The sequence below is a fragment of the Qipengyuania sp. genome (assembly GCF_964227205.1).
Classification (GTDB): Bacteria; Pseudomonadota; Alphaproteobacteria; order Sphingomonadales; family Sphingomonadaceae; genus Qipengyuania.
The window spans coordinates 678,330-693,676 of sequence record NZ_CAXQVB010000002.1 but is presented as its reverse complement, the minus strand read 5'-3'; the positions used below and the strand labels follow the sequence as shown (position 1 = coordinate 693,676).

20 protein-coding genes are annotated in these 15,347 nt (G+C 66.0%); 14 read left to right on the top strand and 6 right to left on the bottom strand.

Annotated elements, in window-relative coordinates; translation table 11 throughout:
• The first annotated feature begins 7 nt into the window (after positions 1-7).
• The 7 genes from thrC to ACEQZ0_RS05320 all read left to right on the top strand — a co-directional run bounded on the left by thrC (position 8) and on the right by ACEQZ0_RS05320 (position 4,196).
• A complete protein-coding gene (gene thrC, locus ACEQZ0_RS05350) occupies positions 8-1,399 on the top strand; it encodes a threonine synthase (protein ID WP_370189102.1) in 1,392 nt (463 codons plus the stop codon).
• Complete coding sequence (locus ACEQZ0_RS05345; protein WP_370189100.1) at positions 1,399-2,313, top strand: class I SAM-dependent methyltransferase; 915 nt, start codon at positions 1,399-1,401, stop codon at positions 2,311-2,313. Before thrC ends, ACEQZ0_RS05345 begins: the two co-directional genes overlap by 1 nt.
• 9 nt (positions 2,314-2,322) lie before the next feature.
• Positions 2,323-2,697, top strand: a complete 375-nt coding sequence (locus tag ACEQZ0_RS05340) for a dihydroneopterin aldolase (protein ID WP_370189098.1) — start codon at positions 2,323-2,325, stop codon at positions 2,695-2,697.
• Positions 2,694-2,993 carry a Rossmann fold domain-containing protein gene (locus ACEQZ0_RS05335; protein WP_370189096.1) on the top strand — a complete coding sequence of 100 codons (300 nt, stop codon included), beginning with the start codon at positions 2,694-2,696 and terminating at the stop codon, positions 2,991-2,993. The genes ACEQZ0_RS05340 and ACEQZ0_RS05335 overlap by 4 nt, the downstream gene beginning before the upstream one ends.
• A 3-nt stretch (positions 2,994-2,996) precedes the next feature.
• The gene (locus ACEQZ0_RS05330) at positions 2,997-3,239 is read left to right on the top strand and encodes a MoaD/ThiS family protein (protein WP_370189094.1); all 243 of its coding nucleotides are present in this window, start codon (positions 2,997-2,999) and stop codon (positions 3,237-3,239) included.
• Positions 3,232-3,699 (top strand): molybdenum cofactor biosynthesis protein MoaE, encoded by a 468-nt coding sequence (locus ACEQZ0_RS05325; RefSeq protein ID WP_370189092.1) that lies wholly within the window; start codon positions 3,232-3,234, stop codon positions 3,697-3,699. The genes ACEQZ0_RS05330 and ACEQZ0_RS05325 overlap by 8 nt, the downstream gene beginning before the upstream one ends.
• A 74-nt stretch (positions 3,700-3,773) precedes the next feature.
• Positions 3,774-4,196 carry a hypothetical protein gene (locus ACEQZ0_RS05320; protein ID WP_370189090.1) on the top strand — a complete coding sequence of 141 codons (423 nt, stop codon included), beginning with the start codon at positions 3,774-3,776 and terminating at the stop codon, positions 4,194-4,196.
• 66 nt (positions 4,197-4,262) lie between these two features.
• On the opposite strand, the gene ACEQZ0_RS05315 is transcribed toward ACEQZ0_RS05320, so the two are convergent.
• A complete protein-coding gene (locus ACEQZ0_RS05315; RefSeq protein ID WP_370189088.1) occupies positions 4,263-4,781 on the bottom strand; it encodes a hypothetical protein in 519 nt (172 codons plus the stop codon).
• A 202-nt stretch (positions 4,782-4,983) separates the two neighbouring features.
• Here ACEQZ0_RS05315 and rplU point away from each other — a divergent pair, with 202 nt between their 5' ends.
• The 3 genes from rplU (at position 4,984) to ACEQZ0_RS05300 (ending at position 6,442) form a co-directional block, all read left to right on the top strand.
• On the top strand, positions 4,984-5,409 hold the full coding sequence (gene rplU / locus ACEQZ0_RS05310; protein ID WP_370189086.1) for a 50S ribosomal protein L21: 426 nt from the start codon (positions 4,984-4,986) through the stop codon (positions 5,407-5,409).
• A 12-nt stretch (positions 5,410-5,421) separates the two neighbouring features.
• Complete coding sequence (gene rpmA, locus ACEQZ0_RS05305) at positions 5,422-5,691, top strand: 50S ribosomal protein L27 (RefSeq protein WP_221558324.1); 270 nt, start codon at positions 5,422-5,424, stop codon at positions 5,689-5,691.
• A gap of 208 nt (positions 5,692-5,899) precedes the next feature.
• Positions 5,900-6,442, top strand: coding sequence for a GNAT family N-acetyltransferase (locus tag ACEQZ0_RS05300; RefSeq protein ID WP_370189085.1), 543 nt, complete (start codon positions 5,900-5,902; stop codon positions 6,440-6,442).
• A gap of 125 nt (positions 6,443-6,567) precedes the next feature.
• Here ACEQZ0_RS05300 and ACEQZ0_RS05295 read toward each other — a convergent pair whose 3' ends face one another.
• Positions 6,568-7,446: a metal-dependent hydrolase gene (locus ACEQZ0_RS05295; protein WP_370189083.1), complete on the bottom strand. Its 879-nt coding sequence runs from the start codon at positions 7,444-7,446 to the stop codon at positions 6,568-6,570.
• 114 nt (positions 7,447-7,560) lie between these two features.
• Between ACEQZ0_RS05295 and ACEQZ0_RS05290 the strand changes: the two genes are divergently transcribed.
• Positions 7,561-8,160 carry a TetR/AcrR family transcriptional regulator gene (locus ACEQZ0_RS05290; RefSeq protein WP_370189081.1) on the top strand — a complete coding sequence of 200 codons (600 nt, stop codon included), beginning with the start codon at positions 7,561-7,563 and terminating at the stop codon, positions 8,158-8,160.
• Here the strand turns inward: ACEQZ0_RS05290 and ACEQZ0_RS05285 are convergent.
• Positions 8,141-8,884, bottom strand: a complete 744-nt coding sequence (locus tag ACEQZ0_RS05285) for a folate-binding protein YgfZ (protein ID WP_370189079.1) — start codon at positions 8,882-8,884, stop codon at positions 8,141-8,143. The genes ACEQZ0_RS05290 and ACEQZ0_RS05285 overlap by 20 nt on opposite strands.
• A 38-nt stretch (positions 8,885-8,922) precedes the next feature.
• On the opposite strand from ACEQZ0_RS05285, the gene pyrC reads away from it, so the two are divergent.
• Positions 8,923-9,960 carry a dihydroorotase gene (gene pyrC, locus ACEQZ0_RS05280; RefSeq protein ID WP_370189937.1) on the top strand — a complete coding sequence of 346 codons (1,038 nt, stop codon included), beginning with the start codon at positions 8,923-8,925 and terminating at the stop codon, positions 9,958-9,960.
• On the opposite strand, the gene rarD is transcribed toward pyrC, so the two are convergent.
• Positions 9,938-10,840 (bottom strand): EamA family transporter RarD, encoded by a 903-nt coding sequence (gene rarD, locus ACEQZ0_RS05275; protein ID WP_370189077.1) that lies wholly within the window; start codon positions 10,838-10,840, stop codon positions 9,938-9,940. The two genes, pyrC and rarD, sit on opposite strands and share 23 nt — an antisense overlap.
• Before the next feature lie 180 nt (positions 10,841-11,020).
• On the opposite strand from rarD, the gene ACEQZ0_RS05270 reads away from it, so the two are divergent.
• Positions 11,021-11,494 carry a glycine zipper 2TM domain-containing protein gene (locus ACEQZ0_RS05270; protein ID WP_370189076.1) on the top strand — a complete coding sequence of 158 codons (474 nt, stop codon included), beginning with the start codon at positions 11,021-11,023 and terminating at the stop codon, positions 11,492-11,494.
• Between the two features lie 218 nt (positions 11,495-11,712).
• Complete coding sequence (locus ACEQZ0_RS05265; protein ID WP_370189074.1) at positions 11,713-12,423, top strand: hypothetical protein; 711 nt, start codon at positions 11,713-11,715, stop codon at positions 12,421-12,423.
• Between the two features lie 6 nt (positions 12,424-12,429).
• Here the strand turns inward: ACEQZ0_RS05265 and astD are convergent, their stop codons facing one another.
• The gene (gene astD, locus ACEQZ0_RS05260; protein ID WP_370189073.1) at positions 12,430-13,962 is read right to left on the bottom strand and encodes a succinylglutamate-semialdehyde dehydrogenase; all 1,533 of its coding nucleotides are present in this window, start codon (positions 13,960-13,962) and stop codon (positions 12,430-12,432) included.
• The gene (locus ACEQZ0_RS05255) at positions 13,907-15,325 is read right to left on the bottom strand and encodes a protein adenylyltransferase SelO family protein (protein WP_370189072.1); all 1,419 of its coding nucleotides are present in this window, start codon (positions 15,323-15,325) and stop codon (positions 13,907-13,909) included. Before ACEQZ0_RS05255 ends, astD begins: the two co-directional genes overlap by 56 nt.
• Between the last annotated feature and the right edge of the window lie 22 nt (positions 15,326-15,347).

Sequence of the window (15,347 nt, the reverse complement as noted above, 5' to 3'; positions counted from 1 at the left end):
TTCCGGCATGAAATACGTCTCCACCCGCGGTAGCGCGCCGGCGCTCGATTTCGCCGGCGTCACGCTTGCCGGACTCGCCAGCGACGGCGGCCTCTATGTCCCCGAGGAATGGCCGCAATTCTCGATCGACGAGATCGCCGCGATGCGCGGACTGCCCTATCCCGAGCTCGCCGCGCGCGTGATGCAGCCTTTCGTCGGCGACTGCCTGGCGCCCGAAAAGCTGCGCGAACTGACCGCCAAAGCCTATGCCCGCTTCGCCCACAAGGCGGTCACACCGCTGGTACAATTGACTGAACGGCAGTGGCTGCTCGAATTGTTCCACGGGCCGACGCTCGCCTTCAAGGATGTCGCATTGCAATTGCTCGGCCTGCTGTTCGAGGAATTCCTCGCGCGCGAGGACGGCACGCTGACGATCGTCGGGGCGACCAGCGGCGATACCGGAAGCGCGGCGATCGATGCGGTGGCGGGTCTCGACCGGGTCGAGATATTCATGCTCCACCCCAAGGGGCGGGTGAGCGATGTCCAGCGTCGCCAGATGACCACTGTGCGCGCGCCCAATGTCCACAACATCGCGATCGAGGGCAGTTTCGACGATGCGCAGGCGATGGTGAAGCGCATCTTTGCCGACGAGAGCGTGATCGCCAAGCACCGCATCGGAGCGGTCAATTCGATCAACTGGGCGCGGCTGATGGCGCAGGTGGTCTATTATTTCGCCGCCTCGCTGCAGCTGGGCGGGCCCGAGCGCAAGCTGGCCTTCAGCGTGCCGACGGGCAATTTCGGCGATGTCTTCGCCGGCCATGTCGCGGCGCGCATGGGATTGCCGATCGAACGGCTGATCGTGGCCACCAATATCAACGACATCCTCCACCGCGCGCTGTCGAGCGGCGACTATTCGACCGGCAGCGTGACCCCCACCGCCGCGCCCAGCATGGATATTCAAGTTAGCTCGAACTTTGAGCGCCTGCTGTTCGATGTCGGTGGGCGCGACGGGGCTGCGCTGGCCGAGCAGATGCGCGAGTTCGAGCAAAGCCGCGCGATGCAGCTCACCAACGCGCAGCGCGAGGGAGCAGCGGTGCTTTTTTCCAGCGCGCGCGCCGACGAGGCCGAGACCGCGCAGGCGATCCGCTGGGCCTATGAAACCTGCGGCGAAACGATCGACCCGCATACCGCGATCGGTCTCCACGCCGCGCGGCAGGCCGAACTGCCCGCCGATGTCGCGGTGGTCACGCTGGCGACCGCGCATCCCGCCAAGTTTCCCGATGCGGTCGAACGCGCGACGGGGACACGGCCCACGCTGCCCGCGCGCGTCGGCGACCTCTTCGCGCGGGAGGAAGCCTATACCGAGCTGCCCGGAACCTACGAGGCGGTGCGCGAGCATATCCTGGGGCATGCCTCCTGATGGCCGAACTCGTCCGCGAACCCGTGCTGATGGTCGGCGAGGGCTGGGATGCCTATCGCCTGCTCGACAGCGGCCATGGCCGCAAGTTCGAGGCCTATGGCCCCTTTCGCTTCATCCGTCCCGAGCCGCAGGCGATGTGGTCGCCGCGGCTAGAGGCGTGGGATGCGCATGGCGAATTCGTCCCCGGCAGCGACGAGGATGGCGGCGGGCGCTGGCAATACGCCAAGCCAGTGCCCAAGGATGGCTGGGAACTTGGTTGGGGCGGCGAAGCGCGCTTCACCGCGCAGTGCACCCCCTTCCGCCACCTCGGCTTTTTCCCCGACATGGCCCCGGTGTGGGAGTGGATGGGCGCGCAACTCGGCGATGCGACCGATGCCGAGACGATGAACCTGTTCGGCTATACCGGCGTCGGTACGCAGGCGCTAAGCCGCTTCGGGCGTGTCACCCATGTCGACGCGAGCAAGAAATCGGTCGCGCAGGCGCGCGCCAATGCCGAGCTCGCGGGACTGGCCAACCGTCCGATCCGTTGGCTGGTCGAGGACGCGATGAAATACACCGCGCGCGAGGTGCGCCGCGGGCGTCGCTATGACGGGATCATTCTCGATCCGCCCAAGTTCGGCCGCGGTCCCGACGGCGAGGTCTGGCGGCTCGAGGAGGGGCTGCCCGGTCTCGTTTCCGATTGCCGCCGGCTGCTCGACGAAAACAGCCGCTTCCTCTTCCTCACCGTCTATGCCGTGCGGATGAGCAGCCTCGCGCTCGGCGGGCTGCTCGAGGAAGTCTTCGAAGGCCTTCCGGGCAAGATCGAATATGGCGATCTGGCGGTGCAGGAAGACGCCCTTCGACAGGCTCAGGGTGAACGGGCCGGTCGCTTGCTGCCTACCGCGATCTTCGCGCGCTGGTCCAATCCGCGCTAGGGCAACGCGATGAACGATTCGCTGATCCTCGAAGTGGCCGAATTCGAGCACGATGTGCTCACCGGCATCTATTCGGAAGAAACCGGGCGCCCGCAGCCGCTGCGCTTCACTATCCAGGCGCGGATGAAGCCGCTGCATCGCTACGATCCCGAGACTTCGCTCGATCATTCGAAGAACTATATGGATCTGAAATTCGCCGCCTCCGAGGCGCTGCCCGAAGGCGTGCATTTCAAGCTCATCGAAGCTGTTGCCGACCATGTCTGCGAAACGCTGTTCCTGCAGGACAAGCGCGTCGAGGCGGTGACGGTCAAGATCGTCAAGCTCGCGATCGCCGAAGCGGGCGAGAAGATCGGTATCACGCTCCACCGCGAGCGGCGCGAATGAAACGCATTTCGGTCGAGGGCCTGCCCGACGACCCGCTCGCCGCCGCGGGCGTCTTTCACCAGCACTGGCTGGCGCATGTCGAGGATGCGGTCGGCAAGGGGGAAGAGGTAATGCTGGTCGTGCCCACCGCAGACCATACCCATCGCGAATGGCGGCGCGCCATCGTCGCCGGGCTCGCTCGCAAACATGCGCCGCGGCGGATCAACATGGTCGCGGGCGAGGGCGCTGCAATTGATGCGACCGAGACCTATCTGGCCCGAGCCCCCGCCATCACCGGCCAGTATCTGGAGACCTGAGCCATGGGCGTTCGGATCCTCTTCCTCGGACCTCTTCGCGATCTCGCGGGGGAGCCGGAACGTGAGCTGCCCGCCCCGCTCGACTGGACAGGACTGCTTGCGGCAGTCGCCCCCGAAGTCGCCGAGCAGTTGCGCGAACCCCGCGTCCATGTCGCGTGCGGCGGTCGGGTGCTGACCGACAAGACCCGGCTCAATGCGCGCGATGGCGACGAAATTGCTCTCTTGCCTCCGGTCAGCGGTGGCTAGGCTCGCGCTTTCGACCCCGCTCGACGTGCGCTTGCTCGACAGGGGGCTGTCGGTAGGCGAGGCGCTGGCCGCCTTCAACGCGGCGCACAAACAGGCGGGCGGCATAGTTTCCTTCCTCGGCAAGGTGCGCCCCGATAACAGTGTACGCGCGCTCGAACTGACGCATTACGAACCGCTGACGCTCCCCGGAATGCAGGATCTGGCGCGCACCGCATACACGCGGTTCGAACTGGAGGGAGCGCTCGTCTGGCACCGCGTGGGGGTGATGGTACCGGGCGAGGCGATCGTGCTGGTGGCCGCTGCCGCGCGCCACCGCCGCTGCGCCTTCGAGGCCGCCGATTACCTGATGGATCATCTCAAATCCGCGGCATGGCTGTGGAAGCGCGAGAAGCGGGGGGACGGCTGGCACTGGGTGGAACCGCGCGATGCAGACCGGACCGACCTGGCGCGATGGAAATAATCGATAATTCTTGATCTCGATCAAGGAATCCCCGCCGCAGGAGGCGCATCAAGGCTCCGGAAAAGGAGCACACCATGGTCAAGCACTTCACCCGCGAGCTGGTCGCCGAACAGGGTACCATCGTCGAAACGCCCGTGGTCTCGCACGAGACCGATCGCAGCTTCGAACTGCCCAAGGGCCTCTATGTCGCGACCGTGGGGCTCTATCTCGGCTTCCTTGCGGTGATGGCGGCGGGCCTGTCGACGCCCGGGCTGATCCTTCCGATGGCCATCTTCGCCTTCGTCATCCTCGCCGGATTCGCTCTGCCGACGATCTGGACGCGGATGCAGCCGCAGCATCGCGGCCGCGCCAAGAGCTGGAGCAAGCTGGCCAGCGGCGGGATCGCCACGCATACCGGTCGTGTCAGTGCACGTGACGCCGCGGTTCAGGTGCTGATCCTGCCGGTGCTGATCTTCTGCTGGGGAATTGTCGCGGTGACGATCGCCGCATTCGTCTGAAGACTTCCGGATGGGGAGAGGCGCGGGGTCGGGCAACCGGCTCCGCGTTTCGCATTGCAGGGCGGGTCAGCGGACCTGCGCGCGGAGCCTTTCGAGCACGGCGTCCTCTTCCGCTACCAGCGCGATCACGCTGTCGCGTGCCGTAACGATGGCGGCGGCATCTTCCGCCTGGACAGTCGCGGCGGTAAACAGGATGTCGAGATCGCCCAGCGCGATGGCTGCGGTGCTACGCGCCGAATCGAGATCGGCGAGCGCGACCTGCGCAACCGCCCAACTGTCACTCCCCACGCTGCTGCCCGAGGCTGCCCTGACACGTCGTTCGGCGGCGGGGACGGCAGCGAGGAACCCGGCATGCGCCTCGCGCGCCTGGGCGACGAGTGCGTCGAGCCGCTCGGCGAGATTCGTGCCCTGGTCCACTTCGACCGGTGGGACCTCGAGTTTAGCCGTCTCGACCGGCTCGAAGGTCCCCTCGGCGCGCTCGACGTCGCGCGTGGCGAGCGAAGGATAGCGCTCGGCGGCGGTGGTGGCACACCCGGCAAGCAGGATTGCGGTGAGCGGGAGAACGGGAAGCTTGCGGAAGTTCATCGGCTTCTCCATATCACGCGCATCGCCGGGCGCCAGCGAGGATGCAAAATTCCTCGCGGCAAGCGTTGACTTGGCCCCTCCTTTCGCCTAACGGCACGCTTCTTTCCGGGGCTGCCGCTGGCGGCCTGACGGGCGCGCCGTGCATTTGCAAGAATTCGTCTTGTGGGTGAGGGCACAGCAATTTGAACGAGAGATAACCACCATGTTCGCAGTAGTGCGCACGGGCGGCAAGCAATACCGGGTTGCCGCCGGAGACAAGATCGCGGTCGAGAAGCTGGCAGGCGAAGCCGGCGACACCATCACGCTGGGCGACGTCCTGCTCGCAGGCGAAGGCGACACGCTTTCGGACGCCGGCAAGGTGACTGTGTCGGCCGAGATCATCGCGCAGGCGAAGAGCGAGAAGGTGGTCGTCTTCAAGAAGCGTCGCCGTCACAACTATCGCCGCAAGAACGGTCATCGCCAGCAGATGACCCTGCTGCGCATCACCGATGTCGGCACCGGTTCGGCCAAGAAGGCCGCGCCGAAGAAGGAAGCCGCTCCGAAGGCCGAAGCCGCGGAGAAGAAGGCTCCCGCCAAGAAGGCTGCACCGAAGAAGGCTGCTGCCAAGAAGACCGAAGCCAAGAAGTAAGGAGCGCGGACGATGGCACATAAGAAAGCAGGCGGTTCGTCGCGTAACGGTCGTGATTCGGCCGGTCGTCGCCTTGGCGTGAAGAAGTTCGGCAGCGAGAACGTCGTCGCCGGCAACATCATCGTGCGCCAGCGCGGCACCAAGTTCTACCCGGGTGCCAATGTCGGCATGGGCAAGGACCACACGCTGTTCGCCCTTACCGACGGTATTGTGCGCTTCCACAAGGGCAAGCTCGACCGCAAATTCGTCTCGGTCGACATGATGGCCGAAGCCGCCGAATAACCGGACGCTCCGATAACGGGATCGTCCAAACGGGACGGTCCCAGCCGGGTCCATGATCCGGCAACCGAAGAGGGAGATGGGACCAGCCCGTCTCCCTCTTGTCGTTTCTCCCTCTTCAAAATTCGCGGCGACATTTTCTTTCGCCATCACGCAATTGTCACGCGTCCGGCCTAGGAGCCCGGAGCGTGGATCGAAGGGGAGATTACCGATGTTCCATGTTACCGAAAGGCTGCTGCTGCGGCCTGCCTGGCCCGAAGATGCAGACGCGCTGTTCGGCGGCATTGCCGACGAAGGCGTCGTACGCAACCTCGCGCGTGCGCCGTGGCCCTATCTCCCCAAACATGCGCGTGAATTCGTCGCGATGACCCGCGAACAGCGCGTCCCGAACTTCCTCATTACGCTGCCGGGCGAGCAAGGTTCGACGATCATCGGCTCGATCGGCTTCGGCGAGACCGAGACGGGTATCGAACTCGGCTACTGGATCGCGCGTCCCTACTGGGGGAAGAGCTATGCCACCGAAGCGGGCAGGGGCCTGATCGAGATCGCGCGCCTGCTCGGTTACGAGCGGCTCGAGGCGGGGCATTTCCTCGACAATCCGGCCTCGGGCCGCGTGCTGCGCAAGCTCGGCTTCCGGCCCACGGGCAAGGTTGCCAAGCGGCACAGCTGCGGGCGCGGCGAGGACGTCGATTGCGCGCTCTATCAGCTCGAGCTGGGCGCGGACCAATCGGTAGCCCCACCGATGGCGGCCTGAACGCAAAAAGGCCTCGCAAGCACTGCGCTTGCGGGGCCTTTTTGCTTACGGATTCCCTGCGAAGGCGCGGGTCTCGGTCCATCGGCGCTATTGGCCTGCCGACCCGGCTTTCCCGGGGAGACCGATCATTCGGCAGGCATCAGGGCATCCGCGAAGTCGCCTTCGTAGAGCTTGATCAGCTCGCGGTCGTCATGATCCCACGGGTGGAAGCCGGGCTTGAAATAGGCCAGCCACGCCGGGAAGATGCGGCGCACAATGCCGGGCGTGACAGTGAGGTACTTGAACAGACCCCACTTGGCCTTCCAGCCGGTGATCCCGTCCTGCTCGAGCAGGTTGAGCGAATCGATCCAGCGGTTCTTGAAGAAGCGCGCCGTGACGGTGAGCATCACGAGGCTGCGGACCTTCCAGCGGCGCCAGCCGGTCCAGTCCCTGGTCGCGTGGTTCCAGGTGTCGAAGGCGACGCCCTTGTGTTCGATCTCTTCCGCCGAGTGCCAGCGCCACATGTCGCGCACTTCCTTGTCGGCATTCGCGAAATGCTTCGGATTGGCAAGGAATTCGGCGGCCATCATCGCGGTGTAGTGTTCAAGCGCCATGGTGACCGCGAGGTTGGCGATGGCCGGGCGGTCCTTGGTCAGGGCCAGCAGTTCGGCGACGCGGGCGTCGATCGCCTTGATGTCGTAACCGGCGTCTTCGGCGAGACGGTTGAAGGCGATATGTTCGCGCGTGTGGTTGATTTCCTGCTTCACAAAGGCGCGGATTTCTGCCTCGAGCTTGGGATCGGCGCCTTCACGGTGGGCCTTGACCGCCTCGATGAAAAAGGCCTCGCCGCGCGGGAAAGTGGCCGACAGCGCATTGTGCCAGGCGGTGCCGAAGGGCTCGCCCGCCCACCAGCGACGCGGGCTGCTGGTGCGGTTGAAGCGCCCGTCGCGCACGGTGATGGTGAGATCGGCCGGGGTCGGTGCCGAGCGGCGCGTATCGGTATCGATCGTGACGGGGGCGTTCATCGGAATACTCCGGGAATTGACTGACAAGAGTGTAAGTAGCGCTTACTTACATTGTTGTCAATAACACGTCGAGACGGCTTCCCACCCTGCCGGAGATGGGTTAACCCGGCGCCAATGGCGACACGCAAACGACTTTCTCCCGAAGAATCCCGCCTTGCCGCGCTCGAAGCGGCGCGCGCGCTGCTGATCGAAACCGGCCCTCAATCGGTCACGCTGAAGGCCGTCGCGGCGCGTATCGGGCGTACCCACGCGAATCTGCTGCATCATTTCGGCTCGGCCGCCGGGCTGCAGAAGGAACTCGCCGGCCATCTTGCCAAGACGGTGTGCGACACGATCATCGATGCCGTCCGGGCGAGCAGGGCCGGGCTGGGATCGCCGCGCGAGGTGGTCGATCTCGCCTTCGACGCCTTCGACAAGGAAGGGGCCGGGGCGCTCGCCAGCTGGATGATCCTCACCGGCAACGAAGATGCGTTGACGCCGATCGTGGAGACCATCCACCAGCTGGTCGACGAGATCGCCCCCGAAGAGGCCGCGCATGGCGCCGCGCCCACGCAGGTACACGAAGAGACGCTGGCGCTGGTGCTGATGGCCATGGGCGATGCGCTGATTGGCGGGGCGCTGTCGCGCTCGCTCGGCCTGCCCGAAACCGCCGCGCGCGACCGGGCCGAGCGCATGCTGACGCGTTCGATCGAAGTCAGGCTTCCGAAGGGCTGAGCGTAGCGCGCAGCCAGGCCGGGGCACGCTCCTGATCGATGGACTCGACCCGCAGGTGGTCGACCGCCAGACCGAGCGCCGGATATTCCGCCTTGCGGCGTTTTTCGTCCGATTCGTCGAGCGGGACCACCACCAGCCTTCGGTTGATCTTGCTGCGCCAGTTCATCCGCGCGGTGTTTTCCTGGCCAACATAGCAGCCCTTGGAAAAGCTCACGCCCTGGAGTTCGACTGCGTTGGTCTCGAGCCACAGGATGTCGCCCAGTTCGGCGCGGCCCTCGGGCACGCCCAGGGCGAGCCGGTGCGCCTGCCACGCCTCGTCCGCTGATTCTTCGCCCTCGGCTGCCGGTGCGAGCCAGCGCTGGCCGAGCGATCCCAGTCGCGGATCCGCCGCGCCGCCATCGCCCATCGCGGGTTGCCAGTGGACCGCGACCGCCGGATCGACCGTGATCGCGATCTTGCGGCGCAGCCGGTAGAGCGAGAGGCGCTTGACCAGATCCTCCGCCGCATCGGCTTCGCAATCGAGCAGGAGTTCGCCGGGCTTGCCGGGCCAGACGATGAAATCGAACAGCGTCTTGCCCTGGGGCGTCAGAAGGCCGGCATAGGCGGGAAGGGTGCCCGCCACGTCATTGGTCACGAGACCCTGGAGGAAGTCTACGACATCCTCCTCCTCGTCGGAGGGCGAGAGGCGGATCACGGCGCGACTGGTCAGGCGGGTGGCGGTCATGGGTGACAGATAGGCCGCCTGCCGCCATAGGCAACCGCATGGTCGAATCGCTGACAATCCGCCGCCCCGACGACTGGCACCTGCACTTCCGCGATGGCGCAACGATGCGCGCCGTGGTGTCGCATACAGCGCGCCAGTTCGCCCGCGCGATCGTGATGCCCAACCTTGCCCCGCCGGTAACCACCAGCGCGCTCGCCGCGGCCTATAGGGAGCGCATTGCAGAGGCGGTACCCGAGGGGCTTGAATTCACCCCGCTGATGACCGCCTACCTCACCGACGAGAGCAATGCCGACGATCTGGCCGCGGGCCATGCCGACGGCGTGCTGACCGCGGCCAAGCTCTATCCCGCCGGTGCCACGACCAATTCGGCGCAGGGCGTGACCGACATTGCCAATATCATGGGCGTGCTCGAGCGCATGGCCGAGATCGGCATGCCGCTCTGCGTCCATGGCGAGGTCACCACACCCGACATCGACATCTTCGACCGCGAGGCGGTGTTCATCGACCGCGTCCTGCAGCCGCTGGTCGATCGCCTGCCGACCCTGCGCGTCATCTTCGAGCATATCACCACCATGCAGGCGGTCGGCTTCGTCGAAAGCGCCGGTGCCAACGTCGCCGCAACGATCACGCCGCAGCACCTCCACATCAACCGCAACGACATTCTCGTCGGCGGCATCCGTCCGCATATGTATTGCCTGCCCGTCGCCAAGCGCGAACAGCACCGCCTGGCGCTGCGCGGCGCGGCGACCAGCGGTTCGCCCAAGTATTTCCTCGGCACCGACAGCGCGCCGCATCATCGCCACACCAAGGAAAGCGATTGCGGCTGCGCCGGGATATTCAACGCGCCCTTCGCGCTGGAAAGCTACCTCCAGGTCTTCGAGGAAGAAGGCGCGATCGAGCATTTCGAGGCCTTCGCCAGCCTCAACGGCCCGGCCTTCTATGGCCTGGCGCCCAACGAGGAGCGGATCACCCTCGAGAAGGCCCCGGTGGTGGTGCCGGCCGAAGTCGACGGGGGCGAGGCACCGATCGTGCCCTTCCACGCGGGCGAGACGCTCAAATGGCGGCTGGCTTCCTAGACCGCGCAACGAGGTCCCATACGAAGATCGCCGCGGCCAGCCAGATGCAGGTGAAGCAGGCGATTTCCGCCGGGTGGAGCGGTTTGTCGAAAACCGTCAGGCCGAGGAGGAAGACGATGCTCGGCGCGAGGAACTGGATGAAGCCGAGCGTCGAATAGGGCAGCTTGCGTGCGGCGATGGCGAAGCACAGCAGCGGGAAGGCAGTCAGCGCGCCGCCTGCCATGATCGCCAGGCTTAGCTCGGTCGAGACCGCGAAGGATGAGCCCTGCGTCTGCGCGAAGTACCAGACGACACCTGCCGAGGGCAGCAACAGCAACGCCGATTCGATCGTCAGCCCGGGGACCGAACCGATCTCCACCTGCTTGCGGATGAGGCCATAGGTGCCGAAGCTCAGCGCCAGTGTCAGGCTGATCCACAGCGTCGTGAGCGCTCCTGCCGCGAGCAGCGAAACGCCTACTGCGGCGATCCCTACCGCCGCCCATTGTGGCCGGGTCAGCTTCTCGCCGAGCAGCATCGTGCCGAGCAGCACGTTGACCAGCGGATTGATGTAGTAGCCGAGGCTTGCGGCATAGACCTCGCCCGCCTGGATCGCCCAGACGTAGACGACCCAGTTGACCGCGATCAAAGTCGCGCTGATCGCGAGCCACGCCATCGTTCGCCAATTGCTTATCGCTTCGCGTAGCGCGGCGCCCTGCTTGCGGGCGGCCACGATCACCAAGCACAGCGGCAGCGTCCAGATGATTCGCCAGCCGACGAACTCAAATGCGGGCACACTCTTCACCAGGATCAGGTAGAGCGGCAGGAAACCCCAGATGAGATAGGCGCAGAAAGCTGCGGCGAGCCCCGTCCTGTCGTGTTGCTGTGTGCCGCGCGCATTCATCTCCGCCGCGCTAGGCGGCCCCGCAGGGGGCGGCAAGCGGCAATTCGTCGCCCCCAGCACTCGGATGGCCGAAAAATGCGAATCTGACGAGGCTGTTGCATTTGGTTCAGCTTCGGGGGGTTAAAGCTTAACGGCATCGACGGAGCGACCTCCGTAAAGCGAGAGTGAAAAGGACCTGACATGGCGAAGACCTTCAAGACGGCTTCGATGGCCCTCGCTGCGACCGGCCTAGCGCTGGCCGTCCCGGCGAGCGCCGCCACCGCCATTCACGCCGCCACCGGCGCGCATAGCGCCGTCACCGGCGACATGACGTTCGAGCATGGCAAGAAGCGCAAGTACCGCAAGCATCGCGAGCGCGAATACCACCGCTATCGCGGCAGCTACCGGGCGCAGCCCTATTACGAGGGCTACGGGCGCTATTATGGCGAGCCGGTTCGCGCCGATACCCGCATCTGGCGTGGCAATGACGGGCGCTATTACTGCCGCCGCGACAATGGCACCACGGGCCTTCTGGTCGGCGCCGGCGTTGGCGCCCTGATCGGCCATGAAGTCGCCGGGCGCGGCGGCGACCGCACGCTCGGGGCCATCCTCGGCGGTGCTGCGGGCGCGCTCCTCGGCCGTTCGATCGATCGCTCAAGCACGCGCTGCGGCTAATTCAAATACCGAGATCCGGCCGTGCCCACCCACGGCCGGATACCGCGGCCCCCCACCGGGCCGTGCGGGCGTCGTTCGTCCTCGCTTGCGGGGATGGGCGGCGCCCATTAGTCTTTTCAACACGGCGTGTCCCACTATGATGCATCCGCTCCGGGCGGCTGGATTTGCCCGCGAATCCAGCCCTATGGGGTCGGTGTTCCCAAGCTGAAGGTCTACAGATGAAACGTCGCCTGCTGGTCTCCATCCTACCCGTCGCCCTGCTCGCAAGCTGCGGCGACAAGTCCGAGGACGAGGCAGCAGGCGACGCAATGGACCCGGCGAGCGAACAGGCTCTCAACGACGATCTGGCGACCGATCCGGACCTTGCCGGCCGCAACGAGGCGAATGCCGCGCTGTCGGGCACGGGCAATGCCGCGGTCCCCAACATCGACAAGTCGCCGCGCGCCATCGAGGCCGCGCGCAGCCGCGCCGCCGAACTGGTCGGCGGGCGCAGCAAGCTGGTGGCCCCCCCTGCGGCCAAGGCGCTGGGCAAGGATTCGGCGCCGAGCAAGGCGATGGTCGCCGCTGCCAAGGCGGCGGTCGCGCCCGGCGGTGCGAATTGCGGTGACAAGGTCGAATATACCTCGGCCTGGGCGGCCAAGCTGCCCGCGGCCTTCCCCGTCTATCCGCGTGGCAATACGCAGGAAGCCGCCGGCACCGACGAAGGTGCCTGCGCGCTGCGCGTGGTGTCTTTCGTGACACCGGTCGCGCTCGACGAGGTGCTTGCCTTCTACAATACCCGCGCCAAGAGAGCGGGTTACAGCGTAGAACACGTCACCAGCGCGGGCGACAACATCCTCAGCGGGACCAAGGGCAAGGCCGCTTATGTGGTATACGGTCGGCGCCTGCCGCAGGGTGTGACCGAGATCGATCTCGTCACCACCGACTGAGCCGCCTCAGGCATCCTTGACGCCCACGCCGATGCTGGCGCGCGGCTGTTCCATTTCATTGCTGGCGACCGGATAGGCGCAGTAGTCCGCGGCATAGAAGGCCGCCGGGCGATGGTTGCCCGACAGGCCCACACCGCCGAAGGGCGCGGCCGAGGAGGCGCCGTTGGTCGGGCGGTTCCAGTTGACGATGCCGGCACGAATCTCGTTCCAGAAATGCTCGAAATCGTTCGGCTTGCCGCCAATCAGCGAGGCGGAGAGGCCGTAACGCGTGTGATTGGCCTCGTAGATGGCTTCGTCGAAATCGGCCACGCGGATCACCTGGAGCAGGGGGCCGAACAATTCGATGTCCGGACGTTCGTGGACATCGGTCGCATCGAGGATACCGGGCGAGAGGAAGGGCAGTTTCTCGTCGGGCCGGCGCATGTGCATGATCGGCTTGCCGCCGCGATTCATCAGCGCGACGAAGCTTTCCGAGAGGAGGTCGGCGGTTCCGTTGTCGATCACGCAGCCCATGAAAGGTTGCGGATCGGCGAAGGGTTCGTCGACGATCAGCCGTTCGGCGAGGCTCTTCACCGCAGGGACGATCTTGTCGAACATCGAATCGACCACGATCAGCCGCCGCGCGGCGGTGCAGCGCTGGCCGGCGGTGGTGAAGGCCGACTGGATGATGGTCGCCGCAGCATCCTCGATCTTGGGCGTGTCGAGCATGACGATGGGGTTGTTGCCTCCCATCTCCAGCGCGACGATCTTGCCAGGCTCGGCCGCCAGCTTGCGGTTGATGGCGATGCCGGCGCGTGCCGAGCCGGTGAACAGGACACCATCGACCATCCAGTGTTCGACCAGCGCCTGGCCGGTCTCGACCCCGCCATGAATACACTGCACCACGCCTTCGGGCACCTTGGCCTCGTGGAAGCATCGGGTGAGGAATTCACCCACAGCGGGTGTTTTCTCGCTCGGCTTGAAGATCACCACATTGCCCGCGATCAGCGCTGGCACGATGTGGCCGTTGGGCAGGTGCGCGGGGAAATTATAGGGCCCCAGCACCGCCATCACTCCATGCGGCTTGTGACGCACCGCGGCAGTGCCCTGCAGCGCGCTGTTGAGCTTCTTCATCCCGGTCCGCTCGGCATAGGCGGTGATCGAGATCTCGACCTTGCCGATGACCGCCTCGACCTCGGTCCGCGCCTCCCACAGCGGTTTGCCGGTCTCGCGCGCGATCAGTTCGGCGAAGGGTTCGGCATGCTTGCGCACGGTATTGGCGAAGCGCCGCATGAATTCGATCCGGCGGCCCAGCGGTTCGCGTGCCCAGTCGCGCATCGCCTTGCGCGCGCGTTCGATCGTGGCATCGACATCGCCGGAGGTGCCACGCCAGATTTCTTTGCCGGTCGCGGGTTCGGTTGAGACCAGTTCGGTCGCCATTGCGGTATGGTATTCCTCTTTGCGGATCGAAGTGGGCCCTAAGTGGTGAGTCAGGCGCGCCGCGTCAATCGGCCTCTTCGCCAGCCCGGACCTGCGCCGCGGGCGGGGGCGGCGCGCCATGCGCCTCGCCCATGCGGCGCAAGGCAGCGACCTTGTCTTCGAGCGGCTGCCAGTCGTCGTGTTCGGCGATCGCCGCCCAGATCGCTTCGACTTCGTCGATCAGCATCGATTGCGGCGTATCGTCGCGCCAATAGGCATGGTCGCTTGGGACCGCTTCGAAGTCGCGCAGCGCCTCGGCGAATTCGCCCGGCACTTCGCGGCCGCCACGATGGGCGAAGAAGAAAGTATCGGGTGCCACGGCGCTCTCGCGCAGTGCCTTCTCGCTGGCGGCGACAAGCCGCGCGTTGGCATCGGCATCGCGCGGCACGAGGCCCAGCCGCCAGCACCAGCGCCGGCCGACGGCTTCCATGTAAAGCGGCCCGAACCGCTCCATCGCGGCAATCAGCGGCGGGGCCTCGGCGACCAACCGCAATGCAACGGCAAACTGGCCGCAGTTCCAGTGCAGCGCCTCGGGCTGGCGACCGAAGGCATAGAGGCCCTGGTGGTCGAAATAGGCGGCTGTGAAGCTCGGGTCCCAACGCGGCAGAAAGCGCCAGGGCCCGTAATCGAAGCTCTCGCCCGAGATGTTCATATTGTCGGTGTTGAGCACGCCGTGGACGAAGCCCGCGACCATCCAGCTTGCCGCGAGATCGGCCATGCGCTCGACCACCAGGTGCATCAGTTGCACCGCCGGCTCGTCGCGGCCCGGCGCATCCTCGGGCGGGGGCGGGCCGGGAAACTGCGCGAGGCAATAGTCGACCAGCTGCGCCATGTGGTCGCGTTCCTCCAGCGCAAGCAGGCGCTGGAAGGTGCCGATGCGGATGTGTCCGTGGCTGAGCCGGGTCAGCACCGCCGAGCGGGTGGGCGAGGGTTCGTCGCCACGCCACAGTTCCTCACCCGTCTCGACCACGCTGAAGGTCTTCGAGGTGTAGACGCCGAGCGCCTCGAGCATTTCGGTGGCGAGGATTTCGCGCACCGCGCCCTTGAGCGTCAGTCGCCCGTCGCCATCGCGGCTCCACGGCGTCTGTCCCGATCCCTTGGTGCCGAGATCGAGCAGCCGGCCTGCACCGTCGCGCAGCTGGGCGAACAGGAAGCCGCGTCCGTCGCCGATCTCGGGATTGTACACGCGGAACTGGTGTCCGTGGTAGCGCAGCGCCAGCGGGTGTTGGAGGTTGCCTTCGAGCGGTTCGAAACGCCCGAAATGGCGCACCCACTCCTCGTCGGCCAGCCCGGCGAGCCCGACGGTGGCGGCATGTGAATTATTGCGGAAGCGCAGCCGCGTATCGGGGAAGGGGGCCGGCTCGACCGCGTCGCCGATCCAGTCGGCAAGCGTTTCGATCGGCGTGTCGGGGCGATAGCTCGCGGCTTGCGGTTCAGCGCGCATGCGGCGATAGTGGGCACCAAGC

Bases quoted from the DNA above. Each gene is read 5' to 3' on its own strand.
- rarD (WP_370189077.1), bottom strand. From the start codon at position 10,840: ATGAATGCGCGCGGCACACAGCAACACGACAGGACGGGGCTCGCCGCA.
- ACEQZ0_RS05285 (WP_370189079.1), bottom strand. From the start codon at position 8,884: ATGACCGCCACCCGCCTGACCAGTCGCGCCGTGATCCGCCTCTCGCCC.
- ACEQZ0_RS05345 (WP_370189100.1), top strand. From the start codon at position 1,399: ATGGCCGAACTCGTCCGCGAACCCGTGCTGATGGTCGGCGAGGGCTGG.
- ACEQZ0_RS05320 (WP_370189090.1), top strand. From the start codon at position 3,774: ATGGTCAAGCACTTCACCCGCGAGCTGGTCGCCGAACAGGGTACCATC.
- astD (WP_370189073.1), bottom strand. From the start codon at position 13,962: ATGGCGCGCCGCCCCCGCCCGCGGCGCAGGTCCGGGCTGGCGAAGAGG.
- ACEQZ0_RS05255 (WP_370189072.1), bottom strand. From the start codon at position 15,325: ATGCGCGCTGAACCGCAAGCCGCGAGCTATCGCCCCGACACGCCGATC.
- ACEQZ0_RS05270 (WP_370189076.1), top strand. From the start codon at position 11,021: ATGGCGAAGACCTTCAAGACGGCTTCGATGGCCCTCGCTGCGACCGGC.
- rpmA (WP_221558324.1), top strand. From the start codon at position 5,422: ATGGCACATAAGAAAGCAGGCGGTTCGTCGCGTAACGGTCGTGATTCG.
- ACEQZ0_RS05315 (WP_370189088.1), bottom strand. From the start codon at position 4,781: ATGAACTTCCGCAAGCTTCCCGTTCTCCCGCTCACCGCAATCCTGCTT.
- rplU (WP_370189086.1), top strand. From the start codon at position 4,984: ATGTTCGCAGTAGTGCGCACGGGCGGCAAGCAATACCGGGTTGCCGCC.
- thrC (WP_370189102.1), top strand. From the start codon at position 8: ATGAAATACGTCTCCACCCGCGGTAGCGCGCCGGCGCTCGATTTCGCC.
- ACEQZ0_RS05290 (WP_370189081.1), top strand. From the start codon at position 7,561: ATGGCGACACGCAAACGACTTTCTCCCGAAGAATCCCGCCTTGCCGCG.
- ACEQZ0_RS05335 (WP_370189096.1), top strand. From the start codon at position 2,694: ATGAAACGCATTTCGGTCGAGGGCCTGCCCGACGACCCGCTCGCCGCC.
- ACEQZ0_RS05295 (WP_370189083.1), bottom strand. From the start codon at position 7,446: ATGAACGCCCCCGTCACGATCGATACCGATACGCGCCGCTCGGCACCG.
- ACEQZ0_RS05330 (WP_370189094.1), top strand. From the start codon at position 2,997: ATGGGCGTTCGGATCCTCTTCCTCGGACCTCTTCGCGATCTCGCGGGG.
- ACEQZ0_RS05300 (WP_370189085.1), top strand. From the start codon at position 5,900: ATGTTCCATGTTACCGAAAGGCTGCTGCTGCGGCCTGCCTGGCCCGAA.
- ACEQZ0_RS05265 (WP_370189074.1), top strand. From the start codon at position 11,713: ATGAAACGTCGCCTGCTGGTCTCCATCCTACCCGTCGCCCTGCTCGCA.
- pyrC (WP_370189937.1), top strand. From the start codon at position 8,923: ATGGTCGAATCGCTGACAATCCGCCGCCCCGACGACTGGCACCTGCAC.
- ACEQZ0_RS05340 (WP_370189098.1), top strand. From the start codon at position 2,323: ATGAACGATTCGCTGATCCTCGAAGTGGCCGAATTCGAGCACGATGTG.